Annotated in this window: 21 protein-coding genes and 1 pseudogene; 17 read left to right on the top strand and 5 right to left on the bottom strand. The window is 61.1% G+C overall.

What is annotated here, in order from left to right:
- Positions 1–100 precede the first annotated feature (100 nt).
- Complete coding sequence (locus VFN25_RS16790; protein ID WP_414648844.1) at positions 101–388, top strand: hypothetical protein; 288 nt, start codon at positions 101–103, stop codon at positions 386–388.
- 172 nt (positions 389–560) lie between these two features.
- Here the strand turns inward: VFN25_RS16790 and VFN25_RS03650 are convergent, their stop codons facing one another.
- Positions 561–1,172 carry a 2OG-Fe(II) oxygenase gene (locus VFN25_RS03650; RefSeq protein WP_325138923.1) on the bottom strand — a complete coding sequence of 204 codons (612 nt, stop codon included), beginning with the start codon at positions 1,170–1,172 and terminating at the stop codon, positions 561–563.
- Between the two features lie 408 nt (positions 1,173–1,580).
- On the opposite strand from VFN25_RS03650, the gene VFN25_RS03645 reads away from it, so the two are divergent.
- Together VFN25_RS03645 and VFN25_RS03640 are read left to right on the top strand one after the other, a co-directional pair.
- Entirely contained in the window at positions 1,581–2,789 is a 1,209-nt protein-coding gene (locus VFN25_RS03645) for a patatin-like phospholipase family protein (protein ID WP_325138921.1), read from the top strand.
- Between the two features lie 163 nt (positions 2,790–2,952).
- Positions 2,953–3,513 (top strand): DUF3228 family protein, encoded by a 561-nt coding sequence (locus tag VFN25_RS03640; RefSeq protein ID WP_325138919.1) that lies wholly within the window; start codon positions 2,953–2,955, stop codon positions 3,511–3,513.
- A gap of 52 nt (positions 3,514–3,565) precedes the next feature.
- Here VFN25_RS03640 and VFN25_RS03635 read toward each other — a convergent pair whose 3' ends face one another.
- Positions 3,566–4,231: a hypothetical protein gene (locus VFN25_RS03635; protein ID WP_325138917.1), complete on the bottom strand. Its 666-nt coding sequence runs from the start codon at positions 4,229–4,231 to the stop codon at positions 3,566–3,568.
- Positions 4,232–4,401: 170 nt separating this feature from the next.
- Positions 4,402–6,774, bottom strand: coding sequence for a serine/threonine-protein kinase (locus VFN25_RS03630; protein ID WP_325138915.1), 2,373 nt, complete (start codon positions 6,772–6,774; stop codon positions 4,402–4,404).
- 216 nt (positions 6,775–6,990) lie between these two features.
- Between VFN25_RS03630 and VFN25_RS03625 the strand changes: the two genes are divergently transcribed.
- From VFN25_RS03625 to VFN25_RS03570, 12 genes and pseudogenes are all read left to right on the top strand, one after another.
- A complete protein-coding gene (locus tag VFN25_RS03625) occupies positions 6,991–7,662 on the top strand; it encodes a hypothetical protein (RefSeq protein ID WP_325138913.1) in 672 nt (223 codons plus the stop codon).
- A gap of 188 nt (positions 7,663–7,850) precedes the next feature.
- Positions 7,851–10,157 (top strand): transferrin receptor-like dimerization domain-containing protein, encoded by a 2,307-nt coding sequence (locus tag VFN25_RS03620; RefSeq protein WP_325138911.1) that lies wholly within the window; start codon positions 7,851–7,853, stop codon positions 10,155–10,157.
- Between the two features lie 70 nt (positions 10,158–10,227).
- Positions 10,228–12,681 (top strand): zinc-dependent metalloprotease, encoded by a 2,454-nt coding sequence (locus tag VFN25_RS03615; RefSeq protein ID WP_325138909.1) that lies wholly within the window; start codon positions 10,228–10,230, stop codon positions 12,679–12,681.
- Between the two features lie 8 nt (positions 12,682–12,689).
- Complete coding sequence (locus VFN25_RS03610; RefSeq protein WP_325138907.1) at positions 12,690–13,376, top strand: DUF6498-containing protein; 687 nt, start codon at positions 12,690–12,692, stop codon at positions 13,374–13,376.
- 37 nt (positions 13,377–13,413) lie between these two features.
- Positions 13,414–14,157 carry a YggS family pyridoxal phosphate-dependent enzyme gene (locus tag VFN25_RS03605; RefSeq protein ID WP_325138905.1) on the top strand — a complete coding sequence of 248 codons (744 nt, stop codon included), beginning with the start codon at positions 13,414–13,416 and terminating at the stop codon, positions 14,155–14,157.
- A 122-nt stretch (positions 14,158–14,279) separates the two neighbouring features.
- A pseudogene (locus tag VFN25_RS03600) lies at positions 14,280–14,474 on the top strand (alpha/beta hydrolase family protein); the annotation flags it as partial.
- Between the two features lie 225 nt (positions 14,475–14,699).
- Positions 14,700–15,308, top strand: coding sequence for a TetR/AcrR family transcriptional regulator (locus VFN25_RS03595; RefSeq protein ID WP_325138903.1), 609 nt, complete (start codon positions 14,700–14,702; stop codon positions 15,306–15,308).
- A gap of 79 nt (positions 15,309–15,387) precedes the next feature.
- Positions 15,388–16,437, top strand: coding sequence for a secretion protein HlyD (gene hlyD, locus VFN25_RS03590; RefSeq protein WP_325138901.1), 1,050 nt, complete (start codon positions 15,388–15,390; stop codon positions 16,435–16,437).
- A 1-nt stretch (position 16,438) separates the two neighbouring features.
- Positions 16,439–18,223: an ATP-binding cassette domain-containing protein gene (locus VFN25_RS03585; RefSeq protein WP_325138899.1), complete on the top strand. Its 1,785-nt coding sequence runs from the start codon at positions 16,439–16,441 to the stop codon at positions 18,221–18,223.
- Positions 18,220–19,389, top strand: a complete 1,170-nt coding sequence (locus VFN25_RS03580; protein WP_325138897.1) for an ABC transporter permease — start codon at positions 18,220–18,222, stop codon at positions 19,387–19,389. The genes VFN25_RS03585 and VFN25_RS03580 overlap by 4 nt, the downstream gene beginning before the upstream one ends.
- A 4-nt stretch (positions 19,390–19,393) precedes the next feature.
- Positions 19,394–20,518 carry an ABC transporter permease gene (locus VFN25_RS03575; RefSeq protein WP_325138895.1) on the top strand — a complete coding sequence of 375 codons (1,125 nt, stop codon included), beginning with the start codon at positions 19,394–19,396 and terminating at the stop codon, positions 20,516–20,518.
- Positions 20,515–22,023, top strand: a complete 1,509-nt coding sequence (locus tag VFN25_RS03570; RefSeq protein ID WP_325138893.1) for a TolC family protein — start codon at positions 20,515–20,517, stop codon at positions 22,021–22,023. The genes VFN25_RS03575 and VFN25_RS03570 overlap by 4 nt, the downstream gene beginning before the upstream one ends.
- A 58-nt stretch (positions 22,024–22,081) precedes the next feature.
- Here VFN25_RS03570 and VFN25_RS03565 read toward each other — a convergent pair whose 3' ends face one another.
- Positions 22,082–22,555, bottom strand: a complete 474-nt coding sequence (locus VFN25_RS03565) for an Lrp/AsnC family transcriptional regulator (RefSeq protein WP_325138890.1) — start codon at positions 22,553–22,555, stop codon at positions 22,082–22,084.
- Between the two features lie 105 nt (positions 22,556–22,660).
- Between VFN25_RS03565 and VFN25_RS03560 the strand changes: the two genes are divergently transcribed.
- Both VFN25_RS03560 and VFN25_RS03555 read left to right on the top strand, forming a co-directional pair.
- Positions 22,661–23,875: an aminotransferase class I/II-fold pyridoxal phosphate-dependent enzyme gene (locus VFN25_RS03560; protein WP_325138888.1), complete on the top strand. Its 1,215-nt coding sequence runs from the start codon at positions 22,661–22,663 to the stop codon at positions 23,873–23,875.
- A 231-nt stretch (positions 23,876–24,106) separates the two neighbouring features.
- Positions 24,107–25,399, top strand: a complete 1,293-nt coding sequence (locus tag VFN25_RS03555) for a M20/M25/M40 family metallo-hydrolase (RefSeq protein ID WP_325138885.1) — start codon at positions 24,107–24,109, stop codon at positions 25,397–25,399.
- A 47-nt stretch (positions 25,400–25,446) separates the two neighbouring features.
- Here the strand turns inward: VFN25_RS03555 and VFN25_RS03550 are convergent, their stop codons facing one another.
- Complete coding sequence (locus VFN25_RS03550) at positions 25,447–26,106, bottom strand: response regulator transcription factor (RefSeq protein ID WP_325138884.1); 660 nt, start codon at positions 26,104–26,106, stop codon at positions 25,447–25,449.
- Between the last annotated feature and the right edge of the window lie 14 nt (positions 26,107–26,120).

Below are 26,120 nucleotides of genomic sequence, written 5' to 3'. Positions count from 1 at the left end.
TCAGAAGAGTTTCAGAGCTCCTTGATGGTTTCGCGGTGCCAACTGGCCACGATGAGGCCAGCCTCCTGCAAGGAAGTGCGCCGATGATGGTTCTGATCGAATTCTCCCGCTACTTCACCCACCCAATCTCCCGCATCAAGAGGCGAATCAGAAGTCCGATGTCGGCGCTGTAACCTGGGCAAACGACAATGCGGGATTGAGCGGTGTGGTCTCGGTCGCCAACTCGCTGGTGGGTTCAAACGCCGAAGATCAGATCGGCAACGATGGCGTGGTCGCTTTGAGCAATGGTCATTACGTGATTGCCAGAGCTTCATGGAGCAATGGCGCACAACAGTGTCCTTGGTGGTGTGGCCGAGGAGGGCGATACACTGGCCTTCGACTACGATGAAGCGCGCCAGCAAGTGCTTGTCGGACATCCTGCCGAGAACATCGTCACTCTGTTCTCATTGCGTCCAAGCCTGATTTTTGCCAATGGTTTTGACTGGGGATGTAAATGTTCCGATTCGGCCTCTCGCTATTTCTGCTGCCAGAAATTGCAACCTCGCGAGTCAGTAGCGTTGCTACTGACCGACAAGGGCGCGTCGGCGCATCCAGCCGGTGAGTGCCAGACGTGGTCGCGTAGCCGGCAATACCTCATGCGGAAACTGTGCGCTGAGAAACGCGACCATCGTGCCGCAGCGGGGCAGCACGCGTTCGGACTCGCGATCGGAATGGTGGATCAGCAGTTCGCCGCCCTGGTGATCCTGCCAACCGGCATTGAGATAGAACACCAGTGAAACAATCCGCAGATCGTGATTGCCAAAACGGTCGAGATGAGTTTTGTAGAACGCGCCTGCCGGATAGCGCGCGTAGTGGCATTCGGTATCCATCGCGCCGATATAGAGCGCCTCGTTGAGGGCGCCTCGAAGCGAGTCGATCATTGCCATCGCGCGCACTTCGGCAGGGTCGAGCGCATCCTGATCGAGCCATGTGATCGAGTCACCGCGCAACTCCGTCGTGGATGAACGCGTCGTGGCACGTCCTACCTGCGCAGCTATGAGACTATGCCGCGCCTGCAGAAACCTGACGCGCCCGCGCAAGGCAATCACCAAGGCCGCATCGATCACTGATGCGCCCACGTAGCAGCCGGTTTTTGCAATCGACTCGACAATCCGATCGTTGAGAAAGCTCATCCGCACGCGCCCGATGTACGTTCTTTGGCAGACGAAGCGTCAAGCGACTCAATGCAAGGCTGATTGCTGACCAAGCGCTACTCCAAGGGTGTCGCACAGTAACAGTTTGCTTGCATGGCCGGCGGCTTTGTTGGATTTGATACGGCTGGCTTGCAAATCCGCCTGAGTGATCTGCAGGGCAGGCAAGCCGTCGAAGATCGGGCCTCACCAAGCTGAAAATCCACCTCAACGGGCAGCATCCGACTGTCTGTCGGAGGCACGCAGTTCGCGAGCAAGGCCTGCGCCCGATGATGACTTCAATCGTCTGCCGACATGGGCCGGTTCTGATCGCAATGACTGACGTCTTACAATGTTCGGTAGCCAACGGGAAGAGATGCGGAGCCGGAATGCGAAGCAGGTGGATTGCCAATGCAACATGAGAATTCGATTGCCGGGCCGATGACCGGTCTGGTATTGACCGGCGGCGGCGCGCGGGCCGGCTATCAAGTGGGCGTGCTCAAGGCGATCGCGCAAATCCGACGCGAAGCGGGCATCTCGGCAGGCAATCCGTTTCCGGTGATTACCGGTACCTCGGCAGGTGCTATCAACGCATCGGCTCTGGCCACGCGGGCGGATGATTTTGATGTTGCTGTCGCCGACCTGGTCGAGGTCTGGGCGAATTTTCGCGTTGGCGACATTTATCGTGCGGATTGGCCAGGGATCCTCGGCACCGGTGCGCGTTGGCTCACGATGCTGATGTTCGGCTGGCTGATTCCTCCGTTGCAGCGCGCACGTCCACAATCCTTGCTCGACAACTCGCCGTTGCGGACATCACTGAAAGATTGGGTCACGCCTGCACGCATTCAGGAGTTGATGCAGCGAGGACAATTGCGTGGCTTGGCCGTTACCACATCGAGTTATGGTTCGGGATTGCATGTCACGTTTTACGAGTCGAGCAAAGACATCCTGCCGTGGACGCGTTCGAAGCGGATTGCTGTACGTGCCCGTATTGGCACCGAGCACCTGCTTGCATCTTCCGCGATTCCGTTCGTGTTTCCCGCCGTGCCGCTGCCGATCAATGGGCACATTGAATATTTCGGTGATGGTTCAATGCGGCAAGCGGCACCGATCTCGTCGGCGATCCATCTCGGCGCGGACCGAATCCTGGTTGTCGGCGGCGGACGCATTCAGGAGCCGCCCGGTCCGCGAGCGGGTTGCGCTGACTATCCGAATCTCGCCCAGATCGCGGGTCATGCGATGTCGAGCATTTTTCTGGATTCCCTGACCGCGGATGCGGAACGTCTGGAGCGCATCAACAGTACCCTGGCATTGCTGCCGGCGGAGGCGCTCGCTCAGACCCCGTTGCGGCCGATCGATTTGTTGATGATTTCGCCGAGTGAGCGGCTCGATGATATGGCTGGAAAGCATATCGGCAGCTTGCCGTTGCCGATTCGTGCCTTGCTGCGCGCGGTCGGCGTTTCCGGTCGAGGTGAATCGGCGCGTGGCGCGGCGCTCGCGAGCTACCTGTTGTTCGAGTCGAGTTACACCCGTGAGCTGATCGATCTTGGGGTCAAGGATACGATGGCCAAACGCGATGACGTGCTGGCTTTCTTTGATTGGACCGAAAAGCCTGGCTGAAAGGAAGGCAGCGGCATCCTTCAAATGCTCTGCATGGGGAAGCGGGGCCGGGTCGACTGGCAGTGCCCTTTCAGAGGGCATGCAGTGAAGAAGGTGAGCATGCCTGCAAGATGCTGATGGAATCGGCTAGGCTTCGGGCTCCTTCCCGATTCTCAGGTTTACCGTGTCAATTACGCTTACCGAATTTGCCCGCACCCGACTTTTCCCGCGCAGCCCACGCAGGAACACCATTCAGGACTGTAGCGCCGAGGAATTCGAGAAGCGCCTGAACGCGGTTGAGCCGGTCAAGGTGCTCGACGGCTATGCACCATTCTGCAAGTTGCACGTTCACCGCAACTGGACCTCGACGCGTTGTATTGCCGTGCCGATCACCGATCAAAACCGACATCTTCTGCGTTCGGCGTACGAAGCGCGCAGTTCCGACGAGCTGGCCGTGCTGGTGCGCTGGTTCGAAGGGGTCGAGCCGGCGGTCGCCAACTATCTGATTCCTATTCTCTACAGTCGGGAGCAACTGGCGAAGGAAGGCACGACAATCGAAGCCGACTGGGGCGTCGTCGGTTGTCTGTACACGATGGAGCCCGAGGAAATCCCGATGGCACCGATCACGATGATGCGCAATGCGCTCGGTGTCGAGGAGGGAGGTTCCGGCGTACATCTGGATCCCGAATCGTATCGACGCAGCGTCGCATTCTGGGAAACACACGCGAACTGGCGCGGTAGTTGAGAATCCGATGTTCGGATGCGGATGCGAGGCCTGAGCGAAATTCGACAGGCTGCTAAAAAATCGTGCCCAGCAGGATAGCGAGCGCAAACAGAAGGCCTGCGCTGATCAGCATCGCGCCAAGCACAAGACCCATGATCAGGATCACCGAAAGGATCGGATGACTTTTGGAAAGAGTCCCCAAGGCCGTGGGGCTGCAGGGCACTTGTGGCGGTGGCAATACCTCGGCGTCGGTGACGATCGAGCGGAGCTTTTCATTGATATCGAGAACGCATTCCGGGGTGAGATCGTCCGCTTGCACGATCGGGCTCGCGTAATAGATTGCGCCCGGTCCGAAATAAACACTTCCAGCGAGTGTCGCGCTGCGCTTGCGGTTGAGCAGATCGCCGACTTCCTGCATCGCCAGTGGTTGCTGGATGAGTCGCTGCGCATACTCGATATCGTTGGTGACAACACAAAAACCGTTCAAGCTGGCCGGAACATGGCGAATCACGTCCTGCTTGCGCAGACGGTAGATCCATTGGGCCAAGCGACTTTGAGCGAAGCCTTCGCGAACGAAAAACAATCCAACGCTCAGCGGCGTAGAAAGCTCGATGCGCAGGCGATAGCCCAGCTGCTCGCGACTGCGAACCGCGCCTGAGTGTCGCGTACGTCCCTGCACCGTGATCTTCACCTCGCAGGAACGGCCATTGACTTCACCGACCCAGCGCAGGTTTGTCATGTCCTGGACTCGGCGAAATCCGCGGGACTCAAGCTGCTGCCCCAGGGGTGCCACGAATGCCGCAGACAGATCCATTTTAATACTCACAAGTTTTCGTTGGAGTGGACCATGCGCCGGGAAACCATGTGGCGCATGCGCGACTGTCTGCGTGTTGCGATTTCTTCAGTCAGCTACGGAGCCGATTCCTTGTTGTCAATTTTTTCCAGCAAGGCATTTGCAGCCTCGATCCAGCTGGGATCCACGCCATCGGCTTTCTTGTAGATGGTTTGTGCGTACAGCGCATGCTTTCGTGCCAGGCCAAGCTGGTTGGTCTTCAGGTAGAGGTCGGCAAGCGCCTGATGCGCTTTGCCGATGCGCGGATGGCCGGGTTTGTAACTGTCTTCGGCGATTTTCAGGGCCTCCAGTCCATTGCGTTCAGCGGCGACGAAATCACCAGCCCGGGTTTGCACATGGGCCAGATTGAACAACGCTGTGGCGGTTTGAGGGTGGTTCTTGCCGAGCGTCTGGCGCCGGATCTTCAAGGATTGCTTGAGGTTCTCGATGGCTTTGTCGAGTTTTCCCGTATCCGCGAATAGATGCGCCTGATTATTCAAAACGATGGCATAGGCGGGATTCATTTCGCCAGTCGCCTTGCGTTGCATTTCCAGGGTTTTTTCAAACGACGTAGCGGCGACATCGAACTTCTTGTTGCCTTCCTGTGCAGTCGCCAGGTTGCCCCAGAGTGTAGCCAGCGTCGCTGCAGGCGCGTCCGGCCAATTCTCGGCTGCGGCAATCGCCTTGCGACTGATGGTTTCGCTGCGCGTGTAGTCGCCGGCATCGATCATCATGCCGGCGAAGTTGGTCAAGGCGTCGACACGCAGCACGGTAGCCCGTGGCGAGACATCGACATCGATCAGATCCAGGGCGTCACGAAAGTGCTTTTCGCCCGCCTGGAAATCGCTCTTCCACCAGTCGATGATGCCGAGTCCCGCGGTGGCCTCTGCGATATCTAGCCTGGACCCGTGCTGCATTCGCAAGGCCAGCGCTTTTTCCATCTGTTCGCGGGCGGGCTCGACTTCGCCAAGATTCTGCAAGGCGTAGCCAATGGCGTAGCGCATGTCGGCTTCGAGCAGCGGCTGACCCTTGAAGCGTGAATCGATACCGGCAATGGATTGCTTGATGGCACCGATCAGGGTGGCCGATTCGGAGTTCTCGTAAGGATCGGCGCGACCGATCATTTCGACCAGAAAATCCTTGGCACTCTTGGCCCGACTGGCTTCCTGCATGGCGAGGTCACGTTGTCGTTGCGCTTCACGTGCCTGCAGGCTGACGGCAACCAATCCGCCAAGCAATGCAATAAAGGCAAAGACAGTCGCGGCGACGACGAATCGATGTCGCGCGACAAATTTGCTCGCCCGGTAAAGACTGGAAGCACCCCTCGCCTTGACCGGCATACCCGAGAGGTAGCGGCCGATGTCGGCGGCGAAAGAAGCGGCGCTTTTGTAGCGCTGCTCCGGTTGCTTGCGCAGAGCCGTCATCACGATTCGGTCGAGATCACCGCGCAACTTGCTGCGTAGCCTTCGGTTGTCGTCGAGTCCCGCCGGTGGCCTGGCTCGCATGGTGGCGACGCGCGAACTTGGATCAGGTGGAATCGTTTCGCAGACACTGCGTTCGATTTCGCCTGGCGACAAACTGACGGTCGTGTATGGCCTGGAGCCAGTCAGTATTTCGTAAAGAAGAATGCCGAGTGAGTAGATGTCGCTGGCAATGCCGATTTCCTGGCCGCGAATCTGTTCGGGGCTGGCGTAGTCGGGTGTCAGCGCAGTCAGGCCGGGAACGGTCGCCGGCAACGCCGCGGCAAATTCGTTCGCGCGCAATACCTTGGCGATGCCGAAATCGACCAGCACCGTGCGGCCTTCCTTGGTGGCAAGCACGTTGGCTGGCTTGATGTCGCGGTGGACGATGCCTTTTTCGTGGGCGACATCGAGAGTCTGGCAAACACTCTGGAAAAGTTTCAGGCGTGCTTGCAAGTCGAGTGACTGGTGATCGCAGAATTTCGTGATCGACTCGCCCTCGATCAGCTCCATCACCACAAATGGTGTCCCATCGGCGGTTGTCCCGCCATCGATCAGGCGAGCGATGCCGGGATCTTCGAGACTGGCAAGGATCTGGCGTTCCGCGTTGAATCGCTGCAATGCGGAATCGCTGACCAGATCCTGCAGGAACAACTTGATGGCAACTTCCTGTTCGAATGCACCATCGGCTCGACGCGCGCGGTAGACCGCACCCATGCCGCCGCGGCCCAGTTCGCTGATCAATTCATAGCGGCCGATGCGTTTGCCGCTGCGGTCAGGAATCATCGTGGCGGTTGGGCTGCTTTCGAGGAAGTCACCGCATGCCGCGGCTGCATCGGTCATATGCAACATCGCCTTCATCAGGCGGGGATTGTCGCCACAGTTTTGTTGCAACCAGGCTGCGCGTTTTTCTTCGGGTTGATCGAGATAGGCTGACAGATGGGCCAGTATCTGCGGATCGAGCGTGTTGGGTTTCTGGTCAGGACTCATGACAGCGATTCAATGGTGCCCGGTTTGCAGTGTCTCATACAGGCTTGTCTTGTCTGATCATCGGACGGCTGAATCGCGCGACGTCGACCGGCGCGCTTGCCCGCTGTTGCTCGTGCTGGTCTGCTCGGCAGGCTTGTCGATTGTCGAACTTCCGGCCAAGATAGCGGGTTCGACCGTGGTTTGCCGCAAATAAAGCGGCCCGATCTGGAGTTCTTTATGACAAGGTTTGCCCTGCTCGTTGCCAGTCTGCTGATTGCAGGCAGTGTCTCAGCCACTGAAATTCCCCTCAAGAATGCCGATTTCGAGCAGCCCATCGCAGGCAAGCGCATTCCCGGATGGGCGCGCATCCAGCACGCCGGCCTGGGTGCCTATGAGGTCACGACAGATACGAAGAATGCCGCACACGGCAAGAGCAGCATCAGCATGCGGCGCACCGCCGAGCAGGTCTACGGCTTGATCATGCAGCGCGTTGAGAGCAAGGACCTGGGTGGCAAGCAGGTTGAAATGACTGCGATGTTGAAGACTGCCAAGGTCGGAAAGGAAGGTTGGGTGATGGTCATGACCTTCAAGAACTACAGCAATATTCTTGACCAGGTTCTTGCCGCACCGATGGTCGGCAATACCGACTGGAAGGAAGTTGTTCTCAAATCGGTTGCGCCTCCGACTACCAACATGGTCGAGGTTGGTTTCATGCTCATGGATGAAGGGACCGGTTGGGCCGATCACGTTCGCTTGCGCTCGATTGATGTGGAAAGCGAAGAGACGGCCGCAAAGGACAAGCCGGAGGCTGCAGGCAAGGCAGAAACCAGCGCAAAGAAAGGCAAGACCGACAAGCCTGAAGCTGATTCGCAGAAGAGCAACGCCAAGGCTGGCGCTGGCACCCGGTAGCGCTCGCCCAGGCTTCGGCCAGCCCGGGTCAGGCTCGGCTGCGCCGGAGCATCGCCTCAACACGGAGATTGCAGGGTCGATCAGCGCTCGCGTCTGATTTCGACGGCCATGCCAATCGGCATTTTGCGCGGCGCGTTGGCGGGCGTAGTCTTGATGGCTTGTCGATTGTCCAACCGGGGAGTTTGACCATGCGCCGAGCCACGCCAACGATTTTTTCCATCCTGATTCCGATGTTGATGACAGTCGGCAGTGGCGTCAGCGCTGCGCGCGCTTCCGCGGATGCCGCTCCGATGCTTGGTTTCAGCGATGCGGCTGCGACAGCGCAACGTGCGCTGGAGCGACGCTTCGATGCTGAGCTCAAGGCCGATGACCAGCGCGAGTGGATGCGCCAGATGGCTTCGCAGCCGAACCACCTTGGCTCGGCGCATGGCAAGGCGAACGCCGAGTTCATGCTGGCCAAGTTCAAGGAGTGGGGTTGGGACGCGAAAATCGAGCGCTTCGACGTGCTCTATCCGACAGCGAAATCGCACTCACTCGAACTCATCGAGCCGACTCGATTTACTGCGGCGCTGAATGAGCCGCCCATTGAAGGTGATTCGACCTCGTTCAAGACCGAAGGCAGCTTGCCGCCGTACAACGTTTACGGCGCCGATGGTGATGTCACCGCGGAACTGGTCTACGTCAATTACGGCATGCCGGATGACTACAAGGAGCTCGCCCGCCACGGCGTCGACGTCAAGGGCAAGATCGTCATTACGCGCTACGGCCACGGTTGGCGCGGACTCAAACCGAAACTCGCCCATGAACATGGTGCGGTCGGTTGTCTGATCTATTCCGATCCGCATGAAGACGGCTATTTCGCCGGTGATGCGTATCCGAAGGGCGGCTATCGTCCGGCCGATGGCGTTCAGCGTGGCTCGGTGCTCGACATGATCCTGTATCCGGGCGATCCGTTGACCCCGGGCGTGGGTTCGACGCCGGATGCCAGGCGCCTGGCGATGGAGGATGCGGTGACGATCCTGAAAATTCCGGTGATGCCGATTTCCTGGGCCGATGCGCAACCGCTGCTGGCCGCGCTGGATGGTCAGGTCGTGCCGAGAAGCTGGCGTGGTGCCCTGCCGTTGACGTACCACATCGGCCCCGGGCCGGCGAAAGTACACATGAAGATCGAGTCGGAATGGACGCGCAAGCCAGCTTACGACGTGATCGCCAGGATTCGTGGTGCAAGCAATCCGGATGAGTGGATCGTGCGCGGTAATCATCATGATGGCTGGGTATTCGGTGCCTGGGATCCACTGGCCGGCAATGTCGCCATGCTGGCCGAAGCGAAAGCTATCGGCGCATTGCTCAAGCAGGGTTGGAAGCCTGCACGAACCCTCGTCTATGCCAGTTGGGATGGCGAGGAGCCGGGTTTGCTCGGATCCACCGAGTGGGTCGAGGCGCATGCCAAGGAGCTCAAGCAAAAGGCCGTGCTGTATCTGAATTCGGATACCAACAGCCGCGGCTTCCTCGGCGCCGAAGGCAGTCATTCGCTGCAACATCTGGTCAACCAGGTTGCCGCCGAAGTGCGTGATCCGCAAACCGGAGTCAGTGTCGACCAGCGCCTGCGTGCGGCAATACAGGTGGATGCGTTTGAAAACCCGAACCCGGAAAGCCAGCGGGTTGCCAAGCTTGCCGCCAATGGCAGCGACTTGCCGATCGGTGGCATGGGCTCGGGTTCCGACTACAGCGCATTCCTGCAACACGTCGGCATCGCCTCACTGAATATCGGTTATGGCGGAGAAGACGAGCAGGGCGGCGTCTACCATTCCGTCTACGACTCGTTTGATCACTACGAGCGCTTTGGTGATCCGGGATTCGTCTACGGTGTTGCGCTGTCGCAGACGGCCGGACGCATTGTGCTGCGAGCAGCCAATGCCGAAGTGTTGCCGATGCGATTCGGCGATTTCGCCGAGACCGTGGCACGCTATGCCGATGAGGTGCACAAGCTCGCCGACAGCGAGCGCGAACGCACAAACGCGCTCGCCAGTCTGCTCGACAGCGGCGCCTTCAAGCTGGCCGCGGATCCGAGCAAAGTCCTGCTGCCTCCTGCGCGCGAAGACAACGTTCCGTATATCGATTTTGCTCCGCTCGACAATGCGCTGGTCCGTCTTGATCGCAGTACCAAGGCCTATGACGGCGCGCTGGAAAAGGCTCAGGCGGCTGGACTGGACTTGTCTGCCAGGCAGCGTTCGGATCTTAACGGTTTGTTGCAGGGCATGGAGCAAACCTTGCTCGACGCGAAGGGTTTGCCCGGACGACCGTGGTTCAAGCATTTCATCTATGCGCCCGGCATGACCACCGGTTATGGCGTGAAGACCTTGCCCAGCGTGCGTGAGTCGATCGAGGATCGGAACTGGGATCTCGCCACTCAGGGTGTGGTGCGCACGGCCGCCGTTCTTGATGCTTACAGCAAGCGCATCGAGCAGGCGACTTTGGCGTTCAAGTCGAAATAGGCAAGGTCTGATCAGCTCAAGTAATCGATTGATTCGGGCAAGTCCCGGATCATTCATTGGGGAGTGACAAATGCAACTCAGCAAATTTGCTTGTCTGTTTATCTTTTTTTCATCGCTGATGGCGACGAACGTTGTTGCAAAGTCGGCGAAGGATGCCGTCAGCCCGCCTCCAACTGACATCAAATCAGCGACGCGCGGAACCGAACACATCGGCGGATTTTTCGATGTCTACCGCGACCGCGCGACAGGTCGTGTCCTGCTTGGCGTGGAGGAATTCGACAAGCCGTTTCTGCTGATCAGTTCGCTGCCCTGGGGCGTCGGATCCAATGACATCGGCCTCGATCGCGGCCAAAGTGGTGGATCGCAGCTGGTCGAGTTTCGCCGGGTCGGGCCGCGTGTCCTGCTGGTCGAGGACAACACGCGTTTTCGCGCGCTGTCAACGAATCCGGATGAGGCCCTGAGTGTGCGCCAGGCATTCGCCGAATCGGTGCTCTGGGCCGGCGACATCATCGGCGAAGGCAAGAGCGGCGTGGTTATCGATGTCAGCTCCTTGTTGATTTCGGATCGTCATGGCGTTGCTCGCCAACTCGGCCGCAGCGGGCAGGGCAAGTACGAAGTCGACGACAAGCGCAGCGCGGTGTCGCTGGCCGATGCGAAAAGCTTTCCGGACAACACCGAACTCGAAGCGCTGCTGACCTTCAAGGGTCCCGGCGAGGCCGAGTACATCCGCGATGTCACGCCGGATCCGGAAAGCGTGACCGTGCGCCAGCACCTCAGTCTGGTGCGCTTGCCCGAACCGGGTTTCAAGCCGCGCGCCTACCATCCGGGGTCCGGCGCCTTCAGCATCGGCTACTACGATTACGCGCAGCCGCTCGCGTCAAGCATCGATGTACGCCTGCAGCCACATTTTCGTCTGGACAAGCTTGATCCGGGCGCGGCACAGAGCGCGGTCAGCAAGCCGATCGTGTTCTACGTCGATCGCGGTGCGCCGGAGCCGGTCCGTTCGGCCCTGCTCGAAGGTGCCAACTGGTGGAAGCCCGCGTTCGAGAAGGCAGGATTCAAGGATGCATTTCGCGTCGAGTTGCTGCCCGAAGGCGTCGATCCGATGGATGTGCGCTACAGCCTGATCACCTGGGCGCATCGCTATACGCGTGGCTGGTCGTATGGCGGTGCGATTGTCGATCCGCGTACCGGTGAGATCATCAAGGGTTCGGTGACACTCGGTTCCCAGCGCGTACGTCAGGACATTCTGATTGCCGAAAGTCTGCTCGCGCCTTACGACAAATCGAATGCGACCGAGTTGAAAAATGAGGCCGAACAAATGGCCCTCGCGCGCCTGCGCCAATTGGCCGCGCATGAAGTCGGTCATTCGCTCGGCTTCGCGCACAATTTTGCCGCCAGCCGACACGGCAACGGTTCGGTCATGGACTACCCGCATCCGCTGTTGAAGCTCGATGCCGATGGGTCGCTGCATCTCGACCATGCCTATGGCGTCGGTGTCGGTCCATGGGACGATTTCATCGTCGCCCACGCCTACCAGCAGTTCGCGCCCGGGACCGAACAGGCTTCTCTGGCCAAGCTGCGTGCCGACATCGCCAAGGCCGGATTTCGCTACATCAGCGATGCCGATGCGCGTGCGCCGGGCGATGCCGAAGTCGATGGCCTGCTCTGGGATTTCGGCGCCGATTCGCTGGCCACATTCGATTCGCTGCTCGCCGTAAGGCGCAAGGCGCTGGACAGTTTTTCGATTGGCGTGTTGCCACCGCAGCGTCGGGCTGGCGAACTCGAAGCCCGGCTGGTGCCGGTCTATCTGCTGCATCGCTATCAGACCGAAGCGGTCGCGCGACTGCTCGGTGGTTCGACGTACGCCTATTCCGAGGCCGCTGACCATCAGGCCGGCCCGCAAGTTGTCGGCGCCGATCGACAGCGCGCGGCACTCGATCGACTGGTCAGGACATTGAGCGCCGAACAGCTGGCCTTGCCAATCCAGGTGCTGAATCTGCTCACGCCACCGGCAACCGAATACGCACGCAGCCGGGAATATTTCACTACGCGCATGACCCCGCTGTTCGATCCGCTCTCGGCGGCCGAAGCCGCGACCGCGCAGACGACAAGCTTTCTGTTTGCACCCGAGCGCCTCAATCGTCTCGCCTGGCAGCACGCGCGCAATGCCGATGAGCCCGGTGTCGGCGAGGTGCTCGATGCGGTATTCCGCGGCACCTGGCAGCGCAGCGATGTTGGGTCGAGCGTGCCTGCCGGCGAGGCAGTGCAAAGCGCGGCAAACTGGGTCGTCATCGATGCCTTGCTGCATGTGCTCGAAGACGGGAAATTGCATGCCCAGGTCGACGCAGGCGTGCGCGCGCGCTTGCAGGGTTGGCAGCGCTGGCTGGCGAAGAATGCAGGTCGCGGCAGCGAGGCATCGAACCGTGCCGAAGCCGCGAACCTGATTGGCAAGTATCTCGACGATCCGAAATCGGTCAAGTTGCGGGCATTGCCGGTCATTCCGCCCGGTCCGCCGATCTGAACGTCGCCGTGAAATCCTCGATCGCAGAAGAGTTTCTCGCGCGCCGGGGATTAAGCGCGATCGGTTTGATCATCGCCAATGCCGCGGTATTGGTGATCGCCATGATGCTGGATCTCTCACTGATCCAGATTCTGATCGTGTATTGCTGGGAAACGATCTGGATCGGAGTTTTTTGCGCACTTCGCCTGATTGTCGCTTCGATAATCGGCAATCCGTATCGGAATAGCTCGATCAAGATTCCGCGGATTGTTTCGTTGATCGCATCGATCATTATCATCGTCGGGACGAGCTCTGCATTCTTTGCGATCTGTGGTGCGGCCGTCGGTTTTGTCGTCCATGCGGAAAGTTTGCCAAGTCAAAGCGGTGCCGGCACTGAAGTCTTGATGAACTACCCGCTTTTGATTGCCGTTTCGCTGGTATTCGTCGCCAGTCATGGCCTTTCATTCGCGATCAACTTCCTTTTCCTTGGAGGATTTCGAAGCGTTCGCGTTGGCGAACTCGTCGCTTTTCCGTTCAAGCGATCGATTGCCTTGCTGCTGTCCATCCTGCTGGGTCTGGTAGCCATTGGACTGCTGCCGGCACTTGCCAGCACGGGCGTGTTCGTTTTGGTTGTGATTGTCCTGAAGCTGGCGATGGACTTCTATCTCTATCGAGATGAGCGCAGGCTTGAGGAACAATTGGATGCCGAGCCTTGATCGTGCTTGTGATGGCACCCAGATGGAAAGGATGAGCATGAATCAGGAAAGGACTGGCGACGGCTTGGCCGCACGCTGGAATGAGGTCCGCGAGCGCGTCGATGTGGCGTGCCGAGCTGCGGGACGTGATCCGTCGGAAGTTTCCATCCTGCCGGTCAGCAAAACCTTTTCCGTTGATGTCATCCGCGAGGCGGTGGCCCTTGGTCAACATCGCTTCGGCGAGAACAAGGTGCAGGAAATCAAGGCCAAGTTCGAGCCGCTGGCCGATTGTGCGATCAACTGGATCATGATCGGCCATCTGCAAACCAACAAGGCGAAAGAGGTCGCGCGCATGGCCAGCGAGGTGCAGTCGCTGGATCGGCTGGAACTCGCCGAAGCCTTGCACAAGCGCTTGCAGATCGAGGAACGTACGCTCGATGTACTGGTTCAGGTCAAGACCTCGACCGAGGAAACCAAGTACGGCCTGCCACCCGATCAGTTGCCAGCGTTTCTCGATACCTTGCGTGACTTCGACACGCTGCACGTGCGTGGCCTGATGACCCTGGCCGTGCATTCCGATGACGAGAGTGAGGTTCGTGCATGTTTTCGCATGCTGCGCGAACTACGTGACGCGGCGCTGACACAGGGTCACGATGTGCCACGCCTGTCGATGGGCATGAGCGGCGATTTTCCGCTCGCCATTGCCGAAGGCGCGACCGAGGTGCGTATCGGCACGGCGATTTTCGGTACGCGTGCCTATCCGGATTCCTACTACTGGCCCGAGGCGCCAAAGCCCTCCTGAGCGACGCTGCACGCGGCTGCCATCAGCGGTGCATGAGGTCGTCGAAATGCTCGTCAGCGTCGATCATTCTGTCCCGAGCGGACTGATCGGTCCCGAGCAGCTCGGCGCGATTCTTCCACGCCGACCGAATCAGAATACCGACCCTGTTCCTTTGCGGCGAAGAGGGTTTCAAAGTGGCGCTGATGAAATCCAAGCAGGTGTATCAGGTACTCGGCAGTCTCGATATCGAAACCCGACTGGTCATCTACCCCGGCCAGCACCACGGGTTGAAGAAGCCGGGTGACGAAGTCGATCGCCTGCAGTGCTACCGCGACTGATTCGCCAAACGGCTTTAGCAGCCCAGCCGAGTCAAGTCCGACTGGCTGCCAGCAGCCTGTTAGCCGTGATGTGAGCTCGACCAGCTGGCGCCAGCGCGCCTGGCATTGATGCTGCCCTGATACTCCTCTCGGGCAAGATGGCTTCTCTTTGGATGGCCCTCTTGCGCGCAGTCTGTCCCGCGTCTAAGATAGTAATCGATTACTTTCTTTCGACCTGGCAAACCCATGAGTGAGCAACCCAAATACCTCCCGGCTGATGCGCGGCGTGCGGCCACCGTGGAAGCCGTGGTCGATCTGGCCGCGGAGCAGAATCCCAGTGACATCACGACCGCGGCCATCGCGCAGCGTATGGGGTTGACTCAGGGCGCAATTTTTCGCCACTTCCCGAGCAAGGACGCGATTCTGCAGGCGGTCATGTCATGGGTCTCGGAACGCCTGCTGGCGCGGGTCAACAAGGCCGCAGAAGGCGCGGCGTCTCCACTCGCAGCCCTGCAAGCGGTGTTCATGACGCACATCGAATTCGTCTCCGAACACCCCGGTGTACCGAGGATGCTGTTCGGCGAACTGCAGCGCCCGGGAGAGACTATTCCGAAGAAGATGGTGCAGACCCTGACACAGCACTATTCAGCGTTGCTGCGGAAGTTGCTTGAGGCCGGCAAGGTACAAGGTGAGCTGGATGCCGGGCTGGATGTGGAGGCAGCGGCAGTGCTCTTCATCGGCACCATCCAGGGGCTGGTGATGCAGTCGCTGCTGAAAGGTGACGTGGCAGGTATCGGACATGACGCGCCGCGCGTGTTTGCCATCTACCGGCGCGGCATCGGAGCGATGCCATGAGCGCCTGCCACGCACGCGGTCGCGAGGTTCCAACGATCAGTCAGTCCGGTACATCGGTTGAATTCACGGAGACCAGGCAATGAAAATCAGCAGTCTTTCCAGCGCTGGCAAGCGGGTCATCGTCATCGCCGCCGTTGTCATCGTCGCGCTTGGCGCAGGATGGTGGTGGATGCAGCGTGCGGACAAGGATGCCGGCCCGCTGCTGCTATACGGCAACGTCGACATCCGTGAGGTGCAACTGGCCTTCCGCCAACCTGGGCGCGTGGCACAGATGGCGTTCGATGAGGGCGATTCAGTCGAACTGGGTGTGCGTATGGCGGCACTCGATGCCCAGCCTTATCAGGAAGCGCTCGCAGTGGCCGAAGCGTCCGTGGAAGTAGCGCAGGCGGAGTTGGCCAAGCTACGTCGTGGATTGCGCCCGCAGGAGATCACCCAGGCACAGGCGGCTTTGAACCAGGCATTGGCCGTGGCCAGCGACGCCGAGCGCAACTATCGCCGCCAGAGCAGCCTGCTCGCATCGGGCGCAAGCAGCCAGCGAACGGTCGACACGGTTCGCTCCGCACGTGATCAGGCCGCCGCCGGCGTCAAGGCCGCCAGGGCTGCGCTGTCGCAGGCCACCGAAGGCTTTCGCAGCGAAGACATCGCTGCCGGCGAAGCGCAACTGGCCGCTGCGGAGGCGGCACGTGCCCAGGCTGCCACTGCCCTGGCGGATACCGAACTGCTGGCACCGAGCGCCGGCACCGTGATCGCACGGGTGCGTGAGCCGGGCAGCATGGTCGCCAGCCAAAGCACGGTCTACAGCCTGAGCCTGGATGCGCCGGTGTATGTGCGGGCCTACATCAGCGAGCCGGATCTGGGACGCATCGCGCCCGGAACCGTGGTCCGCGTGCACAGTGATTCTTCCGACAAGATCTATCGCGGGCAAATTGGTTTCATCTCGCCGCGCGCCGAGTTCACACCGAAGACGGTGGAAACCACGGAGCTGCGCACCGACCTGGTCTATCGCCTGCGCATCGTGATTGACCAGACCAGTGCCGATGCCGCCTTGCGCCAGGGCATGCCGGTAACCATCGAAGTTGATACCCGGGCAGTCGCGGCAGTCGCCGGCGCGCGCAGACAGGGTTCCTGAAATGCCCGCCCGCAACACCGGGTCCGCCGTATCGACCGATGCAGAGCGCGAGCCTGCCGTCGTCATTGACCAGGTGGACAAGCATTTCGGCGACACGCAGGCATTGCGTGGCCTCAGCGCACGCATCCACTACGGTCAACTGACCGGTCTGGTCGGCCCCGACGGCGCCGGCAAGACCACCCTGATGCGCATCATGACCGGCCTGCTGGTACCGAATGCCGGCCACGTCACCCTGGCCGGTTTCGACGTGGTCGAGGACAACGATGCCATCCACGTGGCCAGCGGCTACATGCCGCAGCGTTTTGGTCTGTACGAAGACCTGTCGGTGATGGAAAACATGCGCCTGTATGCGCAGTTGCGCGGCACGAATGCCGATCAGCACACCGACCTGTTCGCCGAGTTGCTCGACTTCACCCGCCTCGGCCCGTTCACCAGGCGCCTGGCCGGAAAACTGTCCGGCGGCATGAAACAGAAACTGGGCCTGGCCTGCGCGCTGATGGCACGACCGGCGGTGCTTCTGCTCGACGAACCCAGTGTCGGTGTCGACCCGGTCAGCCGTCAGGATCTGTGGCGCATGGTGCAGGCGTTGACCGACGAGGGCATGGCCGTGGTCTGGTCCACCGCCTATCTTGACGAAGCCGAGCGCTGCGACAGCGTGTTGTTGCTCAATGAGGGACAGCTGGCCTACGACGGTCCGCCCGCAGAGCTGACCGGACGTCTCAAGGAGCGCAGTTTTCGGCTTGAGGAAGTGGGCGACCAGCGCCGTGCGGTACTCGCCGAAGCGCTGAATCTGGACAGTATCGGTGATGGCGTGATCCAGGGCGCAGGCGTGCGTGTGGTGTTGCGTGCCGACGCCGACAGGCAACAGATCCAGGCGCTGGCCGACCGCGTCGGTGCACGACTGGCCGCGGTGCCGCCCCGATTCGAGGATGCCTTCATCGATCTTCTGGGTGGCGGCCCTGGCGGCACTTCGGCGCTGGCCGAGCGCCTGCCCGAAGTGCAGCTCGAATCGGACATCGCCGTTTCCTGCCGCAACCTGAGCAAGCGCTTCGGTGATTTCACCGCCACCGACAACGTCAGCTTCGAGGTGCGCAAAGGCGAAATCTTCGGCTTGCTCGGCCCCAACGGCGCAGGCAAATCGACCACTTTCAAGATGCTTTGCGGACTGCTCAAGCCGACCGAGGGCGAGGCGCACGTGGTTGGCCTGGATCTGCGTCGGGCGACCGGCGCGGCCAAGGCCCAGCTTGGCTACATGGCGCAGAAGTTTTCTCTCTACGGCCTGCTCTCGGTGCGCCAGAACCTGGAGTTCTCCGCCGGCGTGTACGGGCTCGAAGGCGAGACGCGGCGCACGCGCATCGAGGAGATGATTGAAACCTTCGGCCTGCAGCCCTGGCTGTCGGCGGCGCCGGACTCGTTGCCGTTGGGCTTCAAGCAGCGCCTGGCGCTGGCTTGCGCGGTCATGCATCGGCCTCCGGTACTGTTTCTGGACGAGCCGACTTCAGGCGTCGATCCGATCACGCGGCGCGAATTCTGGACCCACATCAACGGCCTCGCGCGCAAGGGCGTGACGATCATGGTCACCACCCACTTCATGGACGAGGCCGAGTACTGCGACCGCGTGGCGATGCTGTTTCGTGCGCGGCTGATTGCCCTGGACACGCCTGACGCACTCAAGCGCGGTGCGGTCAGCGCCGAGCGACCCGATCCGACCATGGAAGACGCCTTCATTCATCTGGTCGAGTCCGCCGATCTGGCCGACGAAGCGCAAAGCGAGGCGGCGGCATGAGCGGCGCAATCCGTCCGCGCCACAGCGACCCGCTGTCGGCCGCCGCCATGCGCCGTTTCGATCCGCAACGGCTGATGGCCCTGGTGCGCAAGGAAAGTCTGCAGGCGATACGCGATCCATCGACCTTGCTGATTGCCTTCGTGTTGCCGGTGGTGCTGCTGTTTCTGTTTGCCTTCGCGGTGTCGCTGGACGTGCGCAACGTGCGCATCGGCGTTGTGCTGGAATCTGCGTCCGCTTCTGCCCAGGATCTCGCCGCGGCATTCGCCGGCACCCGCTATCTGGATGTGACCTTTGCGCAGGATCGGCGCGAAGTGGAAGGGCAGGTCGTATCGGGCAAGCTGCGTGGCTTCGTGGTGATCCCGCAGGATTTCGAGCGTCGCCTGAGCGAGCGCGGCGGTCGGCCACTGATACAAGTCATCACCGACGGCTCGCAGCCGAATACCGCCAACTACGTGGCCAACTACAGCCAGGGCGTCGTGCAGACCTGGCGTGCCGGGCTCGGTGCGGAAACACCTTCGGCCGCCGTCGTACTCGAGCCGCGCTACTGGTTCAATGCGGAGCTGGAAAGCCGTCGCTCACTCGTGCCCGGCGCCATCGCCATCATCATGACCATCATCGGCACCATGCTCACCGCGCTGGTGGTGGCGCGCGAATGGGAGCGCGGCACCATGGAAGCGGTGTTGTCGACACCGGCGTCGGTGGTGGAAATCCTGATCGGCAAGCTGCTGCCGTACTTCGTGCTCGGCATGCTCGCCACGCTGGCTGCGGCGGCGCTGGCGGTGTTCGTGTTCGACGTGCCATTGCGTGGATCGCTGGCCGCGTTGCTGCTGCTTTCGGCAGTATTCATGGTGCCCGCACTGGGCCAGGGCCTGCTGATCTCCTCAGTGACGCGCAACCAGTTCCTGGCCGCGCAGATTGCCCTGTTCTCCGGTTTCCTGCCGGCTTTCATGCTGTCGGGATTCCTCTATGAGATCGACGCCATGCCGGCGCCGATCCGGTTCATTACCTTGTTTGTTCCGGCGCGCTATTTCGTCTCTTCCTTGAAAACAATATTTCTGGCGGGCGATGTCTGGGCGGTACTCTTGCCGAATCTGTTGGCCATGGCCGCCATTGGCGTGTTCTTTTTCGTGCTGGCCAAGCGCGCCACGCGCAAGAACCTGGAGTAGGCGCATGGCACACGTATCCAGCATCTTCGACTTCACCCGGCTGCGCGCCCAGTTCATCAAGGAAGTGCTCAGCATCCTGCGTGATCCGCGCAGCCGGATGGTGGTATTCGTGCCACCGCTGGCGCAGTTGCTGATCTTCGCCTTCGCCGCCACGCTGGAAGTGCGCAATGTGGATATTGCCGTGCATGGCCAGGATGCCGGCCGCTGGGCGCACGAACTGGTTTCCCGCCTGGACCGCGCCGAGTTCATCAACCAGATCCATCATGTGACCGACAGCCGGGAACTGCGCGGCTTGATCGACCAGGGCAGGGTGATCGCCGCGCTCGATATCCCGGTGGATTTCTCCCGCACCATCGCCGCGGGCGGCAGTGCTCAGGTGCAGGTGCTGGTCGACGGGCGGCGCAGCAATTCGGGCCAGATCACGGTCAGCTATCTGTCCGCCATCGCCGCCGAGGTGGGTGCCGAGGTCGCAGCCGAGGCTGCGCCTGCGGCGCCGGTGGTGGTACGCAACTGGTTCAATCCCAACCTGACCTACCGCTGGTTCATCGTGCCCGGTCTGTCCGGCATTCTGGCGTTTTTCAGCGCCTTGCTGATTACCTCGCTCTCGATTGCCCGCGAGCGCGAATTGGGCACGTTCGACCAGCTACTGGTTTCACCGACCACGACGCCGGAAATCATCGTTTCCAAATCGCTGCCGGCACTGGCCATCGGCACGATCCTTGGATTGATGATGATCAGCGCAGCGATCGTGCTGTTCCAGATCCCTTTCAGCGGGTCGTTCTGGTTGCTGCTGCTCAGCCTGGTGCTGTTCATTCTTTCCGTGGTCGGTATCGGCCTGATGATTTCCGCGGTCAGTGCCACCCAGCAGCAAGCCATTCTTGGCGCCTTCGCCATCGGCGTGCCGGCGGTGCTGATGTCGGGTTTCGCGACGCCGGTGGAAAACATGCCGCTGTTGCTGCAATGGCTGGCGCAGGCCATTCCGCTTACCCACTTCCTGATCATCGTGCAGGGCAGCTTCCTCAAGGCGCTGCCACTCAGCGACATCCTCGCCAGCCTCTGGCCGCTGGCGATCATTGCTCTGGTATCGCTGACGATGGCCACCGTATTCGTTCGAGGACGACTGCAATGAAACAGCGCAAATATATGAAAACAAACCACTTTGTCGACTCGCTGCAGCGATCGCGCGGGTGCTCGCGAAGTGCCGCGCTGGTGCTGGCCAGCGCGCTGCTGAGCGCCTGTGCGGTCGGCCCCGAATATCGCGCGCCGCCGCCTGTCGATACCGGCGAAGGCTGGACCCGGCCGGTCGCCGCCGCGAGCGCGCCGGTGGACCTTGCGCGCTGGTGGGCAACGCTCGGCGATCCGGTGCTCGAACGCCTGATCGACACGGCCCTGACGCAAAACCTCGATCTGCGCCAAGCCGCAGCACGCATCGACGAGGCGCGCGCGCTGCGTGATCGCGTAGCCGGCAATCAGGCGCCGCTGGTGACGCTCGGAACTAGCGTCAACCGGCGTGGGCAAAGCCAGAACGGCCCGCTGCCGGTTGGCTCCATTCCCGGTCTTGAGGCCGAGCAGACCATTTATGACGCCGGCTTTGATGCAGCCTGGGAGGCCGATCTGTTTGGCGCCAGGCAGCGTGCACTGGAGAGTTCCAGCGCAAGACTGCAAGCGACCGAAGCCGAAGCACAAGGCGTGCGCATGCGCATCGTTGCCGAAGTGGCCCGCGCCCGGTTCAACGCGGTCGGTGCCGGGAACGAGCTGCGCATACAGCGGGCAACGCTGGAGACGCTGCAGCAGTCGCTCGAACTGACCCGCCAGCGTCTGGCTCAGGGAGATGTTGCCGCCGCCGATGTCGACACCGCCTACGCACAGTGGGCGACAGCCAACGCCGCGCTGCCGGGCATCGAGGCGCGCCAGCGCGCCGCCGTGCTCAGCCTCGGTGTGCTGCTGGGCGCGCCGCCGGAGCGTGAACTGGCTCTGCTGGATGCCGCACCAGTGCCACTCGCATTGCTGCCCTTGCCGGTCGGTGAGCGCGCCGATGTGCTGCGTCGCCGACCGGATGTCGTGGCGGCCGAGCGGCGTCTCGCTGCCAGCACGGCCGATATCGGTGTGGCCACGGCCGAGCTGTTTCCGAAACTGTCGATTGGCGCCGGCGGCGGATTCCAGGCCCTCGACAGCGGTGACTGGTTCGACGCATCGAGCACGCGCTTCTCGATCCTGCCGCTGATTTCCTGGCGGTTGTTCGACGGCGGTCGCGTGCGCGCGGAGATCCGTGCCCGTGAGGCCGCCGAACGCCAGGCCGCGCTGGCCTATGAGCAGGCCGTACTGACCGCGTTGGGTGACGCCGAGCGTGCGCTGGGTGACTACCGCGCCGGCCTCGACTCACTGGAACGTCGTCAGCTGGCGCTGCAAGCCTCGCGCCGCAGCCACGATCACGCCAGCGCGCGTTACGCAGCCGGTGACATCGCACGGGTCGAGCTGCTGGCCGCCGAGCGTCTGCTGTTCGAAGCAGAAACAGCGAGCGTACACGCGCACACGGCTGCCGCCATCGAGCTGGTGGCGTTGTACAAGGCGCTCGGCGGCGGCTGGGACGCGCCGGCGCCAGTAGCGACGGTCCAACCTGAGGCCGACTTGTGATGTCCTCGATTGGGAGAGATCGACTGACTGAACAATGACAAAGATACGCGGAGTCTACTTATTCCTCCGCCGTGTCCAGATAGATTGGCAGATCGGTATTGCGCTGAAAGGCGAAGATCAGATTGGTCTGGATGTGGGCGACTTCCTCGCGTTCGGTGAAGATGCTCATGGTCAGCTCGCGCAGATGATCGGCATCGCGGGCAACGAGATGGACGAGGAAATCGTCGGCACCGGCGACATGGTAGTGGGCGAGGATTTCCGGCTGCTTGCTCATGTGGGCGACGAAGCTGTCGATGAGTTCGCGCGAATGGCGGCTCATGCGCACCGCCACCATGACCTGCAGACCGATGCCGATGGCCGCCGGCAGTACCTCGGCGTGATAGCCCTCGAGGACGCCGGATTCGCGCAAACGACGGACGCGTTCGAGTGCCGTGGATTGGGCAATCCCGGTCTTTTCGGCGAGGGTCTTGTTTGGCAGTCGTGCATTCTTCCGCAACAGCCGCAGCAATTCGATGTCTGTTCGGTCGAGCATCACAAGCATCCTCAGTTTCAGAATTAAATTCGGCTCACGCCCAACATGCCGTCAATTGTTTCATCATGGGCGATCATTTGAAACATATTCGCCCTGGAGGATCCAATGCGCCGTATCGAAACCTGCAGCGTGCACGCTGGCCGCGACGACTTTGCCGAGCTCGGAGTCCATGCCTCGCCGATTGATCTGTCGACCACCTATCCGGTCCACGACCTGGCTGCAGGGACGGCCAGTTTCGATGCCCTGGTCGGTGGCGCGGCGCATGCGGAAAACCCGATCTACGCGCGTCTGCACAATCCCACCGTGGCACGCACCGAACAGGCCATTGCCGAACTTGAGGGCACCGAGAGCTGCGTGGCATTCGGATCCGGCATGGCCGCATTGACGGCCTTGTTGCTGAGCCGTCGCGCAGCGGGTTCGCATGTGCTGGTGGTGCGCCCGATCTACGGCAGCGCCGATCATCTGCTCGCCTGTGGCGCACTCGGGCTCGAAGCCGAATTTGTCACCGTCGATCAGATCGCGGCGAAGCGACGTGACGACACCTCCCTGATCATCGTCGAGACGCCGGCCAATCCGACCCTCAAGCTGGTCGACATCCGTGCCGTCGTCGCGGCCGCTGGCGATGTGCCGGTGATGGTCGATTCGACCTTTGCCACACCGATCCTGCAAAACCCGGCGGCACTCGGCGCGCGCTACGTCGTGCACAGTGCAACCAAATTTCTTGGTGGTCACGGTGATGTAATCGCCGGCGTTGTCTGCTGCGCTGACCAGGATGCTCATGCCCTGCGTCAGATGCGTGCCTTGACGGGCGCCTTGCTGCACCCGCTCGGTGCCTATCTGTTGCATCGCGGTCTGGCCACGCTGGCACTTCGCGTCGAGCGGGCGCAAGCCAATGCGGTTGAAATCGCCGAACGACTGAAAAAGCATGCGGCGGTCTCCAGAGTCTATTTTCCCGGCATCGCCGGGAGCGAGCAGGGCGAACTGATCGGCAATGGCGACGCTGCGCAGATGCGCGGGCCCGGTGCATTGATGGCAATGGAACTGCATGGCGGATTTGAGGCGGCGGCTGCAACCATGGCGGCGGTCAAGCTGATCACGCCAGCAGTCAGTCTTGGTTCGGTCGACAGCCTGATCCAGCATCCGGCCGGACTCACTCATCGCGTGGTCGACGAACAAACGCGCGAAAAGCACGGAATCACCGCAGGGCTGCTGCGTCTGTCAGTCGGCATCGAGCATGTCGATGATCTCTGGGCTGATCTCGATCAGGCGCTGACATCCGCAATGGGATCCACAGGCGACCGCTTGCGCGATGCCGCTTGAATGATGGTGTCTCGGGAAGCTGCATCTCCCAAGTTTCCGCATCGGCTCAAACCTGTCGTCCCTTGTGCGGCGCTGAACTCTGTTGCATGGATGCCGGAAGCGAGAGTCGCGTGTGGAACAGACCGTCGGAAAACATTGCATGGAGGTGTGCACAGACAGGTATCGTGACGATTGTGCACCCCGGTCAGCGTTGCCTTATCCTGTCTCGTGTTCCTGCCCTGGCATCCTGCGATGAAAAACTGCGTTGCGGTACTACTCTTTATTTGTTTCGGCCTCGGTACAGCTCGTGCTGCTGTGCCCGACGGTGTCTGGCTTACCCTCGGCGAGCCGGCTTTCCAATTGATGCAGCAGATCAATCCGCAGGTCCAGGTACAGGCCTCGCGTGCAATCGAAAGCCGGCGAATGCCGGTCGCGATTTCCGAACCCGTCCTTGTAGTCCGCGTCAGCCTCGATGAGCGTAATGCCCTGGCCGCTGCCGTACACCGGGAATTGCATCACTGCGGCGGCTTTGTCGCGCATGCTTCGCTGGCCGATGCGCTGGCCTGGCTGGAGCCATCGTCCCCCGCCATCACGCCCACTCGGCCTGGCTATGACATTGATCAGCAAGTCCGCGTGCTGCCCATGCTCGCCGATGTCTCCGACAGCCGTATTGGTGCCGATATCCAGAGCTTGTCTGCCTTCCAGAATCGCTACTACAACGGTAGCCATGGCGCCCAGGCGGCGGACTGGCTGGTAGCGCAGTGGCAGTTGATCGCGGCCGGTCGCAGCGACATTCAAGTGAACAAGGTGTATCGCGGCGCCGATGCCATGCCCAGCGTGGTATTGACTATCGAGGGCACCGATTTGCCCGGGCAGATTCTCGTCCTCGGCGCACACCTCGATTCGGTCAACTGGAGGGACGCGGGTGGGGCCTCGCAAATCAATGCGCGGGCACCGGGTGCGGATGATGATGCCTCGGGTGTGGCCGGACTCAGCGAAGTGTTGCGTGCAATCGTCGCGCATGATTTCCATCCGCAGCGCAGCATTCACCTGATGGCTTATTCCGGCGAGGAAGTCGGATTACTGGGATCGGCCTACCTGGCCACCGACTATGCCAACAACCAGCGTGATGTAGTGGGCGTGCTGCAACTGGACATGACCAACTACAACGGTTCAGATGCCGACATCACCCTCATCGACGACTACACGGATGCGCAGCAGAATGACTTTCTGGTGCAACTTGTCGCGACCTACCTGCCGAGCCTGCTGGTGGCACATAGTGAATGCAACTACGCTTGCTCGGATCATGCGTCATGGACCCAGCACGGCTATGCGGCCTCGTTTCCGTTCGAGGCGGCGTTTGGCGAGGACAACCCCTGGATCCACTCGACGTCCGATACATGGGCGAACAGCGGCAGTCAGGCGTTGCATGCGCGCAAATTCACCCGTCTGGCACTGGCCTGGCTGGGGGAGTTGGCGCAAGAGGATCCTGATCGGATCTTTGTCTCGGGCTTTGAAAATCAGCCAATGCACTCAATGGAGTGAGGGTTGACCAAGGCGATGTAAAATCGCAGCCGATCGGATTGTTCTTGTCAGTCGTCGACCGAGCGCGATGGATCGATGATTTCGAGCGAGCGCAGCAACACGCTGGCTTGCGTGCGATTGCTGACGCCGAGGCGTTCGAACACGGCGCTCATGTGCGCCTTGACCGTGCGCTCCTGGATATCGAGACGGTCGGCGATCTGCTTGTTGAGCAGGCCCTCGGCGACCAGCGACAACACGCGCAATTGCTGCGGGCTCAACGAAGCCAGTCGCGTGGCGAGTTCGCGATCTTGCGCGGCGTCGGTATCGTGACGATCGAGCAAGGGTAGCGGCGCCGGGTTCTCGCAGGCGATGACCGAACGCAGCATCTTCTGGATCTCGGTGATGCCGCTGCGCTTGGGAATGAAGCCGGCCGCTCCGTAAGTGATGGCACGGCGCATGACGACGGGATCGTCATTGGCCGAGATCATGATCACGGCAACCGATGGGAACTCGCTGCGCAGACTGAGCAGACCCATCAGGCCGTGACAGCCGGGCATGTGAAGATCGAGCAGGACGAGATCGATCGAGCGCTCTGCGTTCAGCGCATCGCGTGCCGACTCGAGCCCGTCCGCTTCGACAATTTCGATATCGTCTTCAAGGTTGCTGACCGCCTGCACGAGGGCGAGACGAAACAGTGGATGGTCATCGGCGATGAGGATGCGGGTCATGCACCAAGGTTAAC

This window comes from Dokdonella sp., assembly GCF_035703485.1.
Taxonomy (GTDB): domain Bacteria; phylum Pseudomonadota; class Gammaproteobacteria; order Xanthomonadales; family Rhodanobacteraceae; genus Dokdonella.
Note: the sequence above shows the minus strand (reverse complement) of the source record. Positions and strands in the feature narration are given on the sequence as shown.